We start from the raw sequence: 16,953 nt of genomic DNA, 5'->3' as shown, positions 1-16,953 counted from the left end.
AGCTGAACGAGTTCACTTCCAGCTGATTTTCGCCTTTTTGCGGGGGGCAGTTCTTAAATAGCGGACATCGGGATAACCAATGACCAGACAGGTGATTACTTCTTGGGTTTGATCCAGCCCTAAAACCTCTTTTATTTCAGAATTATTGACGGCTGCCCGGACAAAATACCCGCAATAAAAGCAGCCCAACCCTAAGGTGAAGGTCATTAATTCCATATTTGATGCCGCTAAAGCAGCATCAACAGGGGAGCGGGCAATGTTCAGTACCAGGGCAGGGGCATTAAAAAACAAACCGTCTTTGCCTTCCTGATAATATTCCTGACTCAATTTCATCCAGCGCCGGGCATAATTCTTTAAATCTTCCGGCTGTGCTTCATCCTGAAGCACCTGATCAGCCATTTCCTGCAGACGCTTAAAGGCTAGCTCTTTGACCAGGGCAATATTTTCTTGAACCACGATATAAGAAACCCCTTGCAAATTGCTTGCCGTGGGGGTATATCTTCCTGCTTCAATAATTTTCAGCAATTTTTCCCGTTCAACCTGCTTGGGTAAAAAATGACGGATGGAGCGGCGATACTTAATAAAATTTAGAAGGCGCTCGGGTTCGATGGTAAACTGATCTTTCTGGTAAGACAAGACATCTCTCATATCATAATCATCCATGGAGACAGCATTTTTAGGACAAATTGCAATACAATGACCGCACCTAAAACATTGATCAGCTTTAAAATATGCTTTTTCATTTTTAATTCCAATTACTTGAGGTAAGCAGTCTCTTACGCACAGACCACAACCGATACATTTTTCCTGGTCAAATTGAATCATTTCCCCATCCCCTTTCAAACCGCTTCTATTAATTATACTATAAATGATCATCTCAGTCCTGTTTTCCAAACCGGCTTTTAAAAATTAAGCGAAATAAAAAAGGAACCCAAACTTATTGAAGTGGGGGCTTGGAATTTGATAAAAATGTAAAAAAAACGGCAGAGGTATCAAAACCTCTGCCGCGCTTATTAAAGGTTAAAAATTCAATTCCTCAAGCGGACTGTTGCTCCCGGATATCCTGCAAAGATTTAACGCAGGTATGTTGAATCGGTTTCCATTCCACCTTCTTAAATAAAGCCGCCAAAGCGATAGGAACATAGGTAAACATAAAAAGAGGAAAGGTAAAAAGATAAATGATTTTCTGCCAGGCAAAACAATGAATCCTATGCCATTCAGTTATGGTCGTGATCGTCCCCAAGGTAAACAGGATGGTGTAATAAATTCCAAAGGACGAAAGGATGGCAATAAACGTAACCTGCAAGATCTGATCGCCAAAATTGGGATTGATCAAACCCATAAGGAAAAATAAACCATTGACAACAAAACTGGTGATCGAGAGCAGCAAGGCCGGCATGATGGTCATCATCAAATCATAGCAGGAGAAACTTTGTTTCTTCCCTTGAAGACTGCATTGAAGAAGATTTTTGCCGTAGCGATGAAAAACCTGATAGAATCCTTTGGCCCAGCGCATTCTCTGGTTCCAGGCTTGCTTAAAGGTTCCGGGCTGTTCATCATAAAGTACGGCGCTGCCGCAATATCCGATGGTTTCCCCTTTGATCACTTCACTTACGGAAAATTCAATATCTTCTGTTAAAAGATAATGTTTCCATCCGCCGTTTCTAAGAATGATATCCTGATGAACTAGGAATCCCGTCCCCGAGATGGCACAGCTTTTTCCCAAAATCATTCTAGGATTATTGAGATATTCTGCTTCATGAAGAAACCACAGAGCGTATCCGGCGGAAATCCAATTATGTCCATAATTTTTGGAATTTCGGTAGCTGGTAAGGACCCGATAACCTTTGTCAAAAACCCGATTCATTTCCGCAATATAATTTTCCTCCAGCAGATTATCGGCGTCAAAAACAAAGTACCCTGCATAATGCTTTAAGCCGCACTGTTTCGCAATTTTCCCGAAGAGGAAATGTAAGGCATACCCTTTTCCCACAAGGTCACGATGAAAGCGTTCGTACACAATCGCGCCCATTTCCCGCGCCCTTTGGGCCGTTTGATCCGTGCAATTATCAGCCACGACAAAAATATCCAGCAGTTCCTCGGGATATTTTTGATTTTTAAGACTCTTGATCAGTTCCCCAATTACAGCCTGTTCGTTTCTGGCCGCGATCAGGACAGCATATTTATGTAGTTTCACAGGTTTCAGTGCGTCCCTTTTCTTCTTTTTGGAATAAAGACCGATTAGTACATAAACAATGCGATAAGAATATGCTACGCTAAAAAACAAAAAGATTAACACATTAAAGTGCTCGATGAATGAAAGCACAGTAAACCATTCCTCCATTTTAAGCAATTTTAGGCAATTATTCATTAGACGGAATTTGTTTCAAATTTGTTCCCTAAAAAAACAGAAGAATGAAAAAAAGTTCAGGGAGGTGTCCCTGACTCTTTTCCCATTGCCTAAAAAATAATTTTATAAGTTATATTCCTTTTTCATTCGCTCCACGTGGATATAATGCTCCTTATGCTTTAATTTTGAAGCTGCATCTTCATCCAGTACCACAGTAATACCCCCGCTGTGCAATTGGATGGCCGAAGCCGTAATCTGCGCCGTGACCGGCCCTTCGATCCCTTGGGCGACTACATTCGCTTTTTTCAGCCCGTTGGCGATCATTATGATGTTTCTGGCCTCCAGAATGGTGCCCACACCCATGGTAATGGCAAAATGAGGCATATCCTTTCTTTCGAATCCGGCTTTGGCGTAGAAGCTTTTATAATTATCATCCAGGGTCTGTTTCATTAAAGCCTGCACCCGGGTTCTGGAGCCCAAGGAAGATCCCGGTTCGTTGAATGCCCAGTGACCGTCGCCGCCAATGCCCAGGAGCTGCAAATCAATACCGCCCGCATCCTTAATGGCTGCTTCATATTCCTGGCAAAACCTCCCTGGATCTGTAGCCAAGCCGTCCGGCACATGGGTGTTTTCTTTTTTAATGTTAATATGCTTGATTAATTCTTCATACATAAAACGGGCATAACTTTGATCCAGACTGTAAGGCTGATCCAGATGCACGCCCAGTCCCAAATACTCATCAAGATTAAAAGTTGTCACCTGAGAAAAGTCCAATCCCTCCTCCCGATGGCATCTGATCAGCTCCCGGTATGTGCCAATAGGGGTACTTCCTGTAGCCAGACCCAATACACAATCCGGTTTTGATTGCACCAATTGGGCAATAAATCCGGCTGCCGTCTTACTCATTTCATTATAGTCTTTTCTGATTAAAATATCCACTGTGAGTTTCATCTCCCCATCCAGATTAAATAACACAGAAAAATTCTATACATTATTGACAGAAAAAGCAAGTTTTTTTTGGGAAAATCACTTGATGACAATTTCGTTGCGCACGACCCGGCCGATTACTTCGACCTGGCTAAGCTCCGCTGTATCGACGGAACCATCGTTCATGCTTTTACCCATCGACAGCTTGTTTCCTTCTTTTTTCATGAGTCTGATCAGCTTTTGTCCTTTCCATTCCAAGAGGTAAATCCCGCCGTTCATGATTTCTTTGGTCAGATTAACGGTCAATACATCACCTTTTTCGATACGGCAGGCAGACATGTCGTTATCGGAAACTTTGATAAAGAGAATTTTGTCCGGATGAAGACCGGCAACTTTTTTATTAATCAGGGGAAGTTCCCTGAAATCCACCCCTTTGCCGCTTTGCATATCATATACAGGATATTTCTTGATGACGCCCGCCAAAGCATCCATCCAGGATTCGGTGGGTTCCACCGAAATGGTTTCCTGCGGAACGGGTTTTGGCTTGTGCTCAGTTTTTTTTGGTTCTTCTGCCGGCTTTTCCTCATCAAAAAATTTCCCCTGAACACCCAACACCTTAAGAATCTTTTCTCCTGCTTTTTCATTGATAATTTTCTTGCCGGATTCTATTTGCATGAGATAGCTTACGGTCAGACCGCATTTTTGCGCCAGCTCTTTCTCCGAAAGCCCGGCCTTTTTTCTGGCCGCGCTGATTGTTTCAGCTAATCTGTTCATCGGCACCACACCTCCTCGCAATTTCAAAAAACAGCCGGTACTAATTTCTGTTCATCAACCTTGATCAGTCCCCGGGGGGTAAGCTTCAGTTCCGGGATCACAGGCAAAGCCAAAAAAGAAAGCATCATAAAAGGATCCAGATCTCTGGGCACGCCCATGGTCCAGGCCAGTTCTTTCATAGCCTGAAGCTTAAGGTCCACTTTTTCCACTCCGTCGGTACTCATCAGTCCGGCTATCGGCAGAGGCAGGATCGCCAGCACCTGATCCCCATCGGCAATGGCAAGCCCCCCCTGATGAGCGGCTACGGCATTGGCGGCCCGGCAGATAGCCTGATCTTCTGTGCCGATTGCCACCAGATTGTGGGAGTCATGGGAAACGGAGGAGGCAATGGCGCCTTTTTTTAAGCCAAAGCCCTGGACCAGGGCTGCTGCTGTCAGCCCTGTATTTTTATGGCGTTCAGCCATAACCAGCTTCACCAGATCCTGTTCAGGATCCCAGGCAATGATCTCCCCGGGTTGATGAGGCAAATCAACAATGATCTCCCGGGTAAGAATCTGTCCGGGCACCAGACCGATGACGCGCATCTTGGTGCCCGAACCGGAAAGGATCAACTGTTCCGGCTTTACTTCTTGGATATGAAAAGAATTTAAGACTGTCGGCGCAGACACCGCCGGTATCTCAAAGGGCAAGGCTTTGCCCTTTTGCGCCGCCAGCCGGCCGTCTTTGTAGACCTCTTTTATCTTAAAACTTTCCAGATCCGAAAGCACCAGAAAATCAGCCCGATAGCCAGGTGCTATGGCACCCAGATCACTCAAGCCAAAATACTGGGCCGGATTAAGGGTAGCCATGCGGATGGCCTCCAGAGGACGCACCCCTTGGGCAATCAGGGTCCGGATCATACCATCCAAATGACCTTCACGCAAAAGATCGCCGGGATGCTTATCATCCGTGACCAGCATTGAGCGCCGGGATTTTTCCGATAAAAGCAAGGGCAAAAGATCCTGCATGTTTTTGCCCGCCGTTCCTTCCCGCACCATCACCCATTGGCCCAGACGGATTTTTTCCAGTCCTTCCGAATATGTAGTGCATTCATGATCCGAGGTGATACCTGCCGCCACATAAGCACATAGATCCTTGCCGGAAAGTCCCGGGGCATGGCCGTCAATGATTTTCCCTTTTCTTTTGGCAGCGTCCAGCTTGGCCAGCACATGGGGGTCGCCGGTGAGAACCCCCGGGTAATTCATCATTTCCGCCAAACCCAAAATTCGCTCCCGGTCTAAAAGTTCCAGAACATTCTCGGCAGTGATTTCCGCACCATTATCCTCAAGACTGGTGGCCGGTACACAGGAAGGCACCATAAAAAATACATTCAGGGGCAGGTTTTCGGTACTGTCCAGCATATAAGTGATACCATCCAGGCCGCAGACATTGGCAATCTCATGGGGATCTGTTACCACCGAGGTGGTGCCCCGTGGTAAAACTGTTTTGGCAAATTCCCCCGGCGTGACCATGGTGCTTTCCAAATGGATGTGCCCGTCAATCAGCCCCGGACAGAGGCAGCACCCGGCAAGATCCTTTTCCTCAACACCGGAATAACTGCCGATGCCTACAATCCGGCCCTGATCCACGGCAATATCCGCCGGATATATTTCTCCGGAAAAAACATTGATCAGTTTAGCGTTTTTTAATACCAGCGCCGGTTTGATTTCCCCCCTTGCTGCCCGGATCATATCGTATAACATGAAAACCCCCTCCTATTCCTGGATCCTAATTATCCTGATATCCCGTCTAAAGAAAACCTGGCTTGCGCCAAGCCGAAGGCTTAGCGCGCAAAAAAATACCGCGCTTTCAGCACGGTTTTCTTTGTTTTTCTTTCCACCTACAGAATTAAACCGGCGCCGTATTTCTTTAACCAATCCCGATGCTCCTGATAGCTCGGACAAAAATCCGCCACCATCTGCCAAAATACGGCGGAATGATTCATCTCCTTCAAATGAGCCAGTTCATGGATAATAACATAGTCGACCACCTCTATAGGAGCCATGATCAGGCGCATATTAAAACTGAGATTCTTGCTCCCGGAACAGCTGCCCCAGCGGCTTTTTTGATTTTTTATGTAAATGCGCTGATAAGAAACCCGCATTTTTTCCGCCCAGTGTGGGCATCTTTCCTCAATGAACTGCTTTGCGGCCCAAGGATACCAAGCCTGAATCACCTGCTGGAGAAGCTCCTCCCGGTTTTCCGGTAAGGTGAAAAGAGCCTTGTCGCCGTTAAGTTCTACTCGAATCGGGGCATCAGAGTCCAAAATGACCACAATAGGGTATTCCTGGTCTAAATAGCGAATTCTGGACAAGAAATTCCCTTCTGCTGCCTCCTTAAGGGCAGTTTGTTCCGCCATCAGCTTCATCTTGTCCAGAATCCATACTTCCTTTTGCCTTAAAAAATCCTCAATTTGGCTGATCTCCCCCAGGGAGTATTGATGCGGCAGCACCACCTCCAGGCCATTTTCCTCACTGATGCTTAAACGAAGATTTTTGGCCCGGACACTTTTTCTCATCCGGTAGGAAATCGTCTGCCCCCCAGGGTAATTTCATCTTGTAATATGATTGATTCTTCCTGTTTCTTCAAGGGGCAAGACTCCTTTCCCCACCGATTTTCCGCTTAATCTAACTCTTTTTTGATCACATCCACAATGCCATGGACTATCTCTTTTAATTCCTGTTCTTCCGGGCCTTCCGCCATGACCCGAATCAAAGGTTCCGTTCCCGAAGGACGCACCAAAATCCGGCCGCGCCCTTCCAAAGATTTTTTCCCTTGTTCAATAGCTGCCTGAATCCCAGGATTTACTTCCCAGCCGTCCTTTGATTTTACCCTGACATTTACCAATAGCTGGGGTAATAGTTCCATTTGGGCGGCCAACTCCGAAAGGGGTTTTCCGGTTTCCGTCATCACCTTTAATAATTGCAGTGCGGTGGCGATGCCGTCTCCGGTGGTATTATAATCGCTAAAAATGACATGCCCGGACTGTTCTCCCCCTATAATCGTACCTGTTTCCAACATTTTCTCCAGCACATAACGGTCCCCCACTTTGGTTTCCAAAACATCAATGCCAATTTTTTTCAAGGCCAGATGCAAGCCCAGATTACTCATCACCGTAACCACGATGCGATTGCCGGGAAGTTTTTCCTTTTGGAAGAGATCAATGGCGCAAATTACCATGATTCTATCCCCATCCACTAAGGCACCCTTTTCATCTACCGCCAGCATGCGGTCGGCATCTCCATCATGGGCAATGCCCAAATGAGCTCCATGGTCTTTTACTGCTGCCATCAGTTGTTCCGGATGGGTGCTGCCGCATCCATCATTGATGTTGCTGCCGGTAGGATGATTGAAAAGAGGAATTACCTCCGCCCCTAAATCCTTTAAAATAACAGGTGCGATATGAGATGCGGCACCATGGGCACAATCCACCACAATTTTTAAGCCGGACAGGTCCGAACCCAATGTCTTTTTTAGATAGTCGATATAAATTGCTCCTGCCTGATGCTGATACTTGATTCTTCCCACATCTTTTCCCACAGGAGAAGGCAATTCCTTTCCGGAAGTGATAATTTCTTCGATTTCATCTTCCATTGCATCCGGCAATTTAAATCCGGTACTGCCAAAAAATTTTATTCCGTTATCCTCCATGGGATTATGGGAGGCCGAAATCACGACTCCGGCTTGAGCCCCCATATGTCTGGTCAAATATGCCACCCCAGGTGTGGGAATCACCCCCAAACGGATCACATCCGCCCCAACTGAGCAAATGCCCGCCGCCAAAGCGCTTTCCAGCATATCACCGGAAAGGCGGGAATCCTTGCCGATCACAATCGTTGGTCTTTGATGCTCTCGTGCCAAACAATATGCCCCGGCCCGGCCCAGCTGAAAAGCCAGATTGGGCGTCAACTCCCGATTGGCCAAGCCTCTGACACCATCTGTGCCAAAATATATACCCATGCTTAATCTCTCCTCGAAGTCAATTTATCTATTAAAGCGGAGGGAAAAAATTCCTTCGGCTTTTCATAGTGTGATATAATAGCTTCCGCCGCCTTTAACCCATCAACAGCAGCACTGATAATGCCCCCTGCATATCCTGCCCCTTCCCCTGCCGGGTATAATCCGGGGGTATTCATCGATACTAATCTTTCATTACGCAGGATGCGCACAGGAGCTGAGGTTCTGGTTTCTACTCCTGTTACCACAGCTTGGGGATGGATAAAGCCTTTGATTTGTCGATCCCAGTGCTTGATTGCAGCGGCGATGGTTTCCCCCACCTCTTGGGGCAGGCAATCACGCAGGTTCCCTGGGGTTACTCCCGGCCGATAAGAAGATCCGATGGTTCCTGCTAAATCAGCGGAAGGCCGGTTTTGCAGAAAATCTTCCAGCTTTTGAGCCGGGGCATAATAGTTGCCACCACCCCTATAAGAGGCAATTTGTTCCCACTTGCGCTGAAATTCCATCCCTTTTAAACAACCATCCCCAAAATCAGGAATATCCACCGTTGCCACGATGGCAGCGTTGGCCCGCCCCGAAGCTCGGGCATGTTCGCTCATGCCATTGGTTACCACCCCGCCCGTTTCCGACGCTGCCCCCACCACAACCCCTCCGGGGCACATGCAAAAGCTGTAGGCACTGCGGCCGCGTTCTTTGTCTTGAAAAGATAAGGCATAGTCCGCCGCGCCCAGCTTAGGATGACCTGCATTTTTGCCATATTGATTTTGGTCAATAAAACTCTGGGGATGTTCCACCCGGAGGCCCATGGCAAAGGGTTTGGCTTCCATGAGCACGCCCTGATCAAAGAGCATTTGATAGGTGTCCCGAGCACTATGGCCAATGGCAAAAACACCGACAGAGGCAGGGATTTCCCCTTGTCCTACCTCCAATCCGGCCAGGGAGCCCTCCGGGGAAAGCTTCAGTCCCGTTACCCGGCAGCCAAAAATCACCTGACCGCCCAAGGAGATTAACTTCCGGCGCAGATTCTTCATCACCCCGCGCAGCACGTCTGTCCCGATATGAGGTTTATTGAGATAAAGAATTTCCTCGGGAGCTCCAGCTTCTGCCAGTTGCTCCAGGATGCTCCTTACCCGGGGATCTTTCACCCGGGTCGTCAGTTTGCCGTCGGAAAAAGTGCCGGCACCGCCTTCACCAAACTGCACATTACAATCCGGATTCAAAACCCCGGTCTGCCAAAACCGCTCAATTTCCTGAAAGCGGCGGTCCACATCAAAGCCTCGTTCCAATACCAGAGGGCGATAACCCCAGGCTGCCAATTTTAAAGCACAAAAAAGACCGGCGGGGCCGCTGCCCACCACTACAGGAGGACAAGAAAGCAATGCGTCGCCCCTTTTCAGTTGTTCCCGGAAAGGCTCCGGAGCAGGCTGGACAAAAGGGGGATTCATTTTAATCCCCTTAATATCACCCACCTGGATATCAACAGAATAAACAAATTCCACCCTTTCATTTTTCCGGGCATCCAGTGCCTTTTTGATAATATGTAAAGAAGTGATTTTCCCTGGGGCGACCCTAATTTTCCTGGCTGCAAGGGTAGCCAATGCTTCCTCATTCATATTCAGATCTAAGCGCAAATTCGTTAATCTTAATTTCATGTATTACGGCTCCTGTTTTAATAAAACTTTTATTTCAGAAGGATTCACCTCTCCCAAGTTCACACCGGGGGGCAAATTCAACTGTACCGGCACCTGATGCTCCCCGGCAGTTAAACCTGATAAATCTACAGATACAGTTATGTCTGCTGTCAATAATTTTTCCATCAGGGACTCTGCCCCGGAGACAGTGAGTTCCATTGCAGGATCAAGGATTTCCATGGTTAAGTTCTCCCCCAGGTTATGGGGTACCACCATTGGTCCGGTAAAGGTCTTCTCCATAATTTTTTCAACACGTACAATGGCGGTCACCTTTGCTCCCTGGGTCAGGCGAACACCCTCCGGGAGAATCAGTTCCACTGTTTTCACCACATCCTGAGTCGCACCGTTTATTCTTACGGGCTGGGTGGTCAGGCTTTGAATGCCTTGCAGGACTTTTTCATCACCCATGATGCCAATTAATTCCGGTGCTGTCACGGTTCTGGCCATCACATAGCCGAGGGCGACCTCTCCTTCAATAGGAACCTTGACCGGAACGGTTTTCGTAGGAAGCTCGGAAATTACCGGCACCAAAACATCCACCTGTGAAGGGGTCACTGTAATCCAATCCAGCAATAGATTGCCCTTATCATCCTCAATTTTAACCGGGAGTTTCTGATTATAATTAAAGGTATAATCCCCCAAATCAACCTCTACATACACTTGTTTCACTTCTTTTAATTTTTCTTCCGGTCCGGAAAGAATGACCTGGGAAGGGGTGAGCACCGGTTCTAAGGCCATAAATCCTGCGGCCGGTGTATTATCCTTATAGGTCACATTAACGGAAAATTGACTTGTTGTCAGTACCTCAACATCCAAATTTACGCTGCCGGGTGTCACAGAAACCAGCTGTGTTTTTTGCGGAACTGAAACATGCACCTCCGCCATATGCTGCCCTACATCCAAGCCGCTCATTTCAAGAAATGCCTGGATGTCTCGAGCTGTCACCTCATCGAGGAGCCTTCTTTGACCCTGTAAGCGGACCTTCACAAAAGAAGGTCGTTCCGAAATGGTCAAATTTTGTTCCAGGCCTCGCACCTCCAGGGGGATGGTAAAAATTTGGTCGGTCACAGGATTTTCCTGATGGTTTACATATAGCCAAAGCAGAAGAGCCAGAACAACGGCAATAATTTTATAAAGGAGATTATTTACTGTCAGTAGTCTCTTCATGATGGTACCCTCCTACTCCAAAAGCGGGAATTGTCGGCAGGTTTGGGAATGAGAAGATCCTGCAGCTTGTCTCGCAGAGTTTTTTCTTCCAGGTAGCGCACCAGTTTCCCCCCATAAGCAACAGAGATGGTACCGGTTTCTTCAGAAACAATCAACACCACCGCATCAGAAATCTCTGAAATCCCCAAGGCCGCCCGATGCCTGGTTCCTAAACTGCTGTCTAGGTAAGGATTATCACTTAAGGGTAGAAAACATCCTGCTGCCACCACCCGATCCCCGCGAATGATCACAGCACCATCATGGAGGGGGGTATTGGGGACAAAAATGTTCATTAATAATTCGGCAGAAACGATGCCTTCTACTTTAATGCCTGTTTCTATGTAATCATTGATTCCTGTTTCCCGTTCCACTACAATTAAAGTACCTGTCTTTGTTTTCGCCAATTTCAAAGCGCAGCGGGTCAATTCATCCACAAGACGCAGGCGGTCCCCGGTGCCCATTTCTGAATTGGTGCGCAGAAAAAATTGCCCCCGGCCCAGCTGTTCCAAAGCTCTTCTTAATTCAGGCTGAAAAATAACAGCCAAAGCTACGAAAATTGTCGCCCAGATTTGATCCAATATCCACTTAATAGTAAATAACCGAAGGATATCGCTGACATTTAAAGCTATCAAAAGCATAATAATGCCTTTAATAAGCTGCACTGCCCTGGTGCCTTGAATTAACATTAAAAGTTTATAGATCACATAAGAGACAATTAAAACATCAATAATTTCGGTAAACACATATAAGTAATCAACATTCAGCAAAAAATCCTTCATCCTATTCACCTTCTTCCCCAATAACTTATGATAGAAACGAAAAAGAAATATCTAAAAATCTTCGACGCACAAATTGAAAAAACCTCCAAAAATACTCCTTTAATCCTCTTATTTTAAAAAATTTCCATGTTTATTTGAGCCCGATCAGATTTACCACCTAGCAACAATGAGAACTTTATAGTACAATAAGTAATTATAGCATATCCTGAAAAAAGGGTGGAATCAAGATGATCTGGAAAAAATATCTTCCCATTACCATTGCCTGTTTGCTCACAGGATTTCTTTTATCTACAGCATTGCAGAACCAGAGTGCCGGTCAGGAAGATCCTGAAATCGTGCAGAATAAAACCCTCATTGATATTATAGACAATTTAGAGGCAGAAACCAATATCTTAGAAACATCAATTACTGATCTCAGGGATGAAATTGAAGAAATTCAAAAAAAGGAAGCCCCTGATCGGGACCAAATCGTTCAAATGCAGGATGAGATTGATCAACTGGAATTATATTCAGGGCGTTCTGATGTAAACGGTCCGGGTATTACTATTGAATTGGATGATAATCTAGCCGGGGCCGAGGCTGCGAAATCAAAAAATCCCGGTCTGTATAATCCGGAGGAATTTATCGTTCATGATAAAAACATTCTCTATCTGGTCAGTGCCCTCCGGGGACAAGCGGAAGCCATTTCCGTGAATAACCAAAGAATCGTATCCACCTCCGATATTCGCTGTGTGGGCACCGTGATCATGGTAAATTCCAGCCGATTAGCACCCCCTTTTGAAATTAAGGCGATCGGTGATCCGGATCGTTTGGAAGCTGCCGTAAAAAATTGTGAAGAATATGATTATTTGAAAAGCAAGGATATGCCCTTTTCCCTTATTAAAGGAGAGGATGTTTCCATATCAGCATATAAAGGAAGTAATACTGTGAATTTTGCCCAACCTGTAAAAGTTGAGAAAGGGGATTCATAAATGTGGTTTCCAATTTTGGGGCTGCTTGTCGGACTGATCATTGGCTCTGTTTTCACCTTACATGTACCGATTGTATTCGCAAAATATTTATCCATTGCGGTACTGGCAGCCTTGGATTCAATTCTGGGAGGTATCCGGGGAATTTTAGAAGAATCTTTTGACGGCACCATTCTTCTGTCCGGTTTTTTTACCAATGCGTTGCTGGCGGTTCTCCTCGCTTACATGGGTGATCACTTAGGCGTAGATCTATATTTGGCAGCTGTGGTCGCTTTTGGGATCCGTCTTTTTAATAACCTGGGCTTTATCCGCAGAGATCTGCTCAATCGTTACAAGAAAAGACAACGAGAAAGGAGTGCTGCAGATGAAATTGATTAAAAAAGAATGGCGCATTCCGTTGTTTATCGCACTTCTTATGTTCGGGTTGTTGGTTTCCACTCAATACAGCACCAACCAAGCCTTGGAGAACTCTTTAGCCTCTCAGTCCGAAGCAGACCTGGTAACATTAGTCAAAAGTCTTAATGAAAAAAGGGTTCAGCTGGAAACAGATTATGCAGAATTATCAAGTACAAAACGTTCTTTAGTTGAAAAAGCAACGGCGGGTTCTAACCTGGCCAGCAGTTTAACAACCGAGCTCTCCCGTTTTGGGGTCGTAAGCGGAACCGTACCTTTGCACGGACCCGGTTTGGTGATCTCCATCACCGGGGATTCCAATCTCATCGATTATGATTTAATTGATCTGGTAAATGAACTGTGGGTTAGTGGTGCCGAAGCGGTGGCAATCAACGAACACCGGATCCTGTATCATACTCTGATCTCCCAAGGAACAGATGAAAATGGCAATTTAGTTATTACTGTCGACAATAAGCCACTTTTAAGTCCAGTCATTGTCAAGGTCATCGGCGACCCCGATACATTGGAAAAAGGGCTGACTTTTACCGGAGGTATTATTGATAATTTCAACACCCTATTTCAGGTATTTCCGGTGATAAAGAAACAGGAGGATGTGGTAATTCCCGCCGCCGCCCCTCCAAAAAACTTTAGTCATTTAAAGGAAGCAGCTTAAATTTCTTGTATCAAGACAATAGCTGGGCCCATAAAAACAAAATAAATTGTTGATATCCTTGGATATGAATTGGATATGAATAGGAAAAAAGAAATTTTAAAAGGGATAAGAACCGTAACTGTTCTTATCCCTTTTAATTTATACTTTCATCAAGGATAAATTTTAACAGATATTATATAACTTTCCTTTGCTTGTCAAAGAATTGTTCTCTGTGCTCCTCTTTCACTTTCTCGTCGGGAAAGGGCACAATAACAGGAATACCCTTGTGTTCAATGATGTGGACATGAATACGGTAGACCGCTTCAATAATTTCAGGTGTAACGCTTTCCAGACCTCCGTAAGAAAAGACCTGAGCATCCTTTAAGAACAGGAAACGGTCACAAAAACGTATGGCGAGATTGAGATCGTGAATCACGATCGCCACACAAATATTTTTCTCCCGGGCAATGTTTCGTACAATTCTCAGCATTTCATGTTGATTGTATGGGTCAAGATTACTTGTGGGTTCGTCGAGCAAAAGCAACCTGGGTTCCTGGACCAAGGCTCTGGCAAGAGCTACTTTTTGCGCCTCCCCGCCGGAAAGCTCCGATACATTCCGCAGGATATAATTGTCAAGATGTAATTGATGGATGATATCACGCACGATTTCCCTGTCTTTAGAGGACACATCCCATTTGATATATGGCTTCCGGCCCAGGAGCACGGCATCATACACCGTCATATTTGCCGATCTGGTGTTTTGCGGTACATAAGCAATATTTTGGGCCAATGAGGAACCTGAAAGGGTAAAAACATTGGAATCTTCAACAAACACAGCACCGTTTTGCACCGGAAGTATACGGTCAATGCATTTCAAAAGCGTACTTTTTCCGCAGCCATTATTCCCCAGGACTGCGATGCATTGACCTTCATCGACATCAAAACCGACTTCTTCCAGCACGTTTCCGACAGCGCGGTTATACATATAGGTGATGCCATCAACCTTAACCATATTTTTTACCTCCCCTAAAAAGTAGAAAAAGAAACATTGGAGCACCTAGAAAAGAGGTGATTGCGCCGATGGGCAATATCACGGGAGCAATCACAGATTTGCCGAAAGTATCAGCCACAACAAGCAGCAGTGCTCCTGCTACGGCTGAGGAAGGCACCAAATAACGGTAATCGTTGCCCACAAACAGACGCATGATGTGAGGCGCGACCAGCCCGACAAAACCAATAATACCAACAAAGGAAACTGCCACAGCCGCTGAAAGAGAAGATATTCCCATACTGATCATCATGGTTCTTCTTGTATTGATGCCCAGGCTTTGCGCTGTATCCGCGCCGCTTTCCATGGCGTTATAATTCCAGCGATTCCAGATGAAGTATACCATTGAGGCGGCAAACACCACCGCGAGAATAAGAATTTCCTTCCAGTTAGCACCTCCAAGATTACCGAATGTCCAAAAAACAACAGCCCCGATTTTCTGTTCATCAGAAAAATATTGTAAAAGTGTGCTTCCGCCGGAAAAAAGAGAGCTAAGGGCGACACCGGCCAGTATCAAGCCGCTGGGACCGATGTCTTTCTTAAGCTGAGAAATAGCAATGATCACAATCGTGGAAATGGCGCCAAAGACAAAGGCGCACAATGTTACGATATAAGGGTTATTTATGGTAACAGCCGATGCCGCGGACGCAGAATTGACTACTCCTCCTCCAAATGCAATGATCCCCAGAGCTGCGCCAAAGGCTGCTCCCTGAGAAACGCCTAATGTTGATGCTGATGCCAGTGGGTTCTGCAATACACACTGCATCACGGCTCCCGAGGTTGAAAGCAGTGCACCCACAAGAACAGCGGCAATTACTCTAGGCAGCCTGATGCCCATAATCACTGTTTTTGATTGGGCATCGCCGTATCCAAAAATGGTTTTCAGTATTTCTGTAATCGAAATGTTAATTGAACCAACACCAACAGAAAATAACGCCACCACCAAAGTTATCAGAGTAAGCAGAATCAGCACGATTTTTTTTCTGCGCACAAATTGATTATATTTTTGAAATTGATCCTGGCTTTCATGCTTCATGTTATTCTCCAAGTACAACTTTGCCATAGCCTGCTCCTACCGACTCCAGTGTACTGAGATAATCTGCCTCCCCGAGGAAAAATTCAAAAATTTCCCTTGCTTTTTCCTCAAAAACAATATCGGAAAATGCTTCCGGATAGAGCATAAAAGATAGATAATATGCGCTGACCAGGGGAATCTCCACATTTGACCAGTGCCATGTTGAGTTAGGCCATTGGTATACATTTCCGTTCGTTACTGCTTTCAGTTGTGCGTAATAATCAGGGTTCTCAGCATAATCGTTTTTGACCAGTTCAACACCGCTGAAATCCAAAAAATCATATCCGGATTCCAATCGATAATTTTCTCTTTGTCAACCAAAACACCGCCAACTTTATCAGTAACACCTATAGCAACATCCTTTGCGGCGATTGTTTTAAAAACAGGGTAGTTTGCATAAATGCCCTCAATCCCATGGCTGCCTGCAAAAGTTGCTGCGGCAGCAAGAACAGTTGGCTTTTTATCATCCGGAATATCAGCAGTTCTCCTTTGTAGATCATTAAGACATTGATCGATAAAACTAATAATTTCTTCTGCTCTGTCAGAAACATGGCATACTTCACCCAAAATACGCAAGGACTGATTAAAATCTTCATCGAATAAAGTGCTTGGTGCAACCGCTACCACGGGCAGGCCGGTTTGTCTTTCAAGATCTTCAACCACATCCAGAGTATAGGTACACAGAATGACATCCGGATTAGCCTCGATGATAGCTTCCGGGTAATAAGATGTCTCACCCATGGCATCTGTACCGACATTAGGAAGACCTTTCCATTTGTCAATATTTATATAGGCATAGGCCATAACAGGACTTTCTGCAATCTCACATGATCCAATTCCTACAACCTTGTCCGCCAGTCCCAGATATGTAATCATGCGCGGAGTGTTACCGAGGGGAACGATGGTTTCAACTGTCGCCGGTATTTCCACCTCACGCCCTAAACTGTCTGTGATCGTGCGCTTCCCGTCCGTTTCCGGTACGCCTTCGCTCTCTTGAGAGTTATTGGCTTCACTACCGCAGGCAGCAAGACAAATCATCAGCATTGCTGCAAGCAAGAAAAACACAAGGCGATTAGCCTTCTTCATTATGGGTA

At 45.7% G+C, this 16,953-nt stretch carries 17 protein-coding genes; 3 read left to right on the top strand and 14 right to left on the bottom strand.

Annotated features, from left to right (window positions below; all coding sequences use genetic code 11):
• Positions 1 to 12: 12 nt before the first annotated feature.
• The 10 genes from CEQ75_RS08010 to cdaA form a co-directional block, all read right to left on the bottom strand.
• Positions 13 to 825, bottom strand: a complete 813-nt coding sequence (locus CEQ75_RS08010; protein WP_089609869.1) for a nitroreductase family protein — start codon at positions 823 to 825, stop codon at positions 13 to 15.
• Positions 826 to 1,036: 211 nt separating this feature from the next.
• Positions 1,037 to 2,326 (bottom strand): glycosyltransferase family 2 protein, encoded by a 1,290-nt coding sequence (locus CEQ75_RS08005; protein WP_242965409.1) that lies wholly within the window; start codon positions 2,324 to 2,326, stop codon positions 1,037 to 1,039.
• Positions 2,327 to 2,473: 147 nt separating this feature from the next.
• Positions 2,474 to 3,301, bottom strand: coding sequence for a glucosamine-6-phosphate deaminase (nagB, locus tag CEQ75_RS08000; protein WP_338032009.1), 828 nt, complete (start codon positions 3,299 to 3,301; stop codon positions 2,474 to 2,476).
• 75 nt (positions 3,302 to 3,376) lie between these two features.
• Positions 3,377 to 4,051: a helix-turn-helix domain-containing protein gene (locus CEQ75_RS07995; protein ID WP_089609867.1), complete on the bottom strand. Its 675-nt coding sequence runs from the start codon at positions 4,049 to 4,051 to the stop codon at positions 3,377 to 3,379.
• A 23-nt stretch (positions 4,052 to 4,074) separates the two neighbouring features.
• On the bottom strand, positions 4,075 to 5,793 hold the full coding sequence (gene ade, locus CEQ75_RS07990) for an adenine deaminase (RefSeq protein ID WP_089609866.1): 1,719 nt from the start codon (positions 5,791 to 5,793) through the stop codon (positions 4,075 to 4,077).
• Between the two features lie 137 nt (positions 5,794 to 5,930).
• Positions 5,931 to 6,608 carry a M48 family metallopeptidase gene (locus CEQ75_RS07985; RefSeq protein ID WP_089609865.1) on the bottom strand — a complete coding sequence of 226 codons (678 nt, stop codon included), beginning with the start codon at positions 6,606 to 6,608 and terminating at the stop codon, positions 5,931 to 5,933.
• A gap of 104 nt (positions 6,609 to 6,712) precedes the next feature.
• Entirely contained in the window at positions 6,713 to 8,050 is a 1,338-nt protein-coding gene (gene glmM / locus CEQ75_RS07980; RefSeq protein ID WP_089609864.1) for a phosphoglucosamine mutase, read from the bottom strand.
• Positions 8,051 to 8,052: 2 nt separating this feature from the next.
• A complete protein-coding gene (locus tag CEQ75_RS07975; protein WP_089609863.1) occupies positions 8,053 to 9,699 on the bottom strand; it encodes an NAD(P)/FAD-dependent oxidoreductase in 1,647 nt (548 codons plus the stop codon).
• Positions 9,700 to 9,702: 3 nt separating this feature from the next.
• Entirely contained in the window at positions 9,703 to 10,905 is a 1,203-nt protein-coding gene (locus CEQ75_RS07970) for a CdaR family protein (protein ID WP_089609862.1), read from the bottom strand.
• Positions 10,902 to 11,723, bottom strand: coding sequence for a diadenylate cyclase CdaA (gene cdaA, locus CEQ75_RS07965; RefSeq protein WP_089609861.1), 822 nt, complete (start codon positions 11,721 to 11,723; stop codon positions 10,902 to 10,904). The genes CEQ75_RS07970 and cdaA overlap by 4 nt, the downstream gene beginning before the upstream one ends.
• Positions 11,724 to 11,950: 227 nt before the next feature.
• Here cdaA and CEQ75_RS07960 point away from each other — a divergent pair, with 227 nt between their 5' ends.
• From CEQ75_RS07960 to CEQ75_RS07950, 3 genes are read left to right on the top strand one after another with little or no spacing between them, the layout of a single operon-like run.
• Positions 11,951 to 12,694: a DUF881 domain-containing protein gene (locus CEQ75_RS07960; RefSeq protein ID WP_089609860.1), complete on the top strand. Its 744-nt coding sequence runs from the start codon at positions 11,951 to 11,953 to the stop codon at positions 12,692 to 12,694.
• Positions 12,695 to 13,069, top strand: a complete 375-nt coding sequence (locus CEQ75_RS07955) for a small basic family protein (protein WP_089609859.1) — start codon at positions 12,695 to 12,697, stop codon at positions 13,067 to 13,069. It begins immediately after the preceding gene.
• Positions 13,056 to 13,757 (top strand): DUF881 domain-containing protein, encoded by a 702-nt coding sequence (locus tag CEQ75_RS07950; protein WP_089609858.1) that lies wholly within the window; start codon positions 13,056 to 13,058, stop codon positions 13,755 to 13,757. The genes CEQ75_RS07955 and CEQ75_RS07950 overlap by 14 nt, the downstream gene beginning before the upstream one ends.
• Before the next feature lie 172 nt (positions 13,758 to 13,929).
• On the opposite strand, the gene CEQ75_RS07945 is transcribed toward CEQ75_RS07950, so the two are convergent.
• Genes CEQ75_RS07945 through CEQ75_RS07935 form a run of 4 tightly spaced genes read right to left on the bottom strand, consistent with a single transcriptional unit; the run spans position 13,930 to position 16,945 of the window.
• Positions 13,930 to 14,748: an ABC transporter ATP-binding protein gene (locus CEQ75_RS07945; RefSeq protein WP_089609857.1), complete on the bottom strand. Its 819-nt coding sequence runs from the start codon at positions 14,746 to 14,748 to the stop codon at positions 13,930 to 13,932.
• Complete coding sequence (locus tag CEQ75_RS07940; protein WP_089609856.1) at positions 14,741 to 15,847, bottom strand: FecCD family ABC transporter permease; 1,107 nt, start codon at positions 15,845 to 15,847, stop codon at positions 14,741 to 14,743. The genes CEQ75_RS07945 and CEQ75_RS07940 overlap by 8 nt, the downstream gene beginning before the upstream one ends.
• Complete coding sequence (locus tag CEQ75_RS18310; RefSeq protein ID WP_157677375.1) at positions 15,822 to 16,133, bottom strand: hypothetical protein; 312 nt, start codon at positions 16,131 to 16,133, stop codon at positions 15,822 to 15,824. Before CEQ75_RS18310 ends, CEQ75_RS07940 begins: the two co-directional genes overlap by 26 nt.
• Entirely contained in the window at positions 16,064 to 16,945 is an 882-nt protein-coding gene (locus CEQ75_RS07935) for an ABC transporter substrate-binding protein (protein WP_089609855.1), read from the bottom strand. Before CEQ75_RS07935 ends, CEQ75_RS18310 begins: the two co-directional genes overlap by 70 nt.
• Between the last annotated feature and the right edge of the window lie 8 nt (positions 16,946 to 16,953).

Origin of the sequence: Dehalobacterium formicoaceticum (assembly GCF_002224645.1) — a bacterium.
GTDB lineage: Bacteria > Bacillota > Dehalobacteriia > Dehalobacteriales > Dehalobacteriaceae > Dehalobacterium > Dehalobacterium formicoaceticum.
Note: the sequence above shows the minus strand (reverse complement) of the source record. Positions and strands in the feature narration are given on the sequence as shown.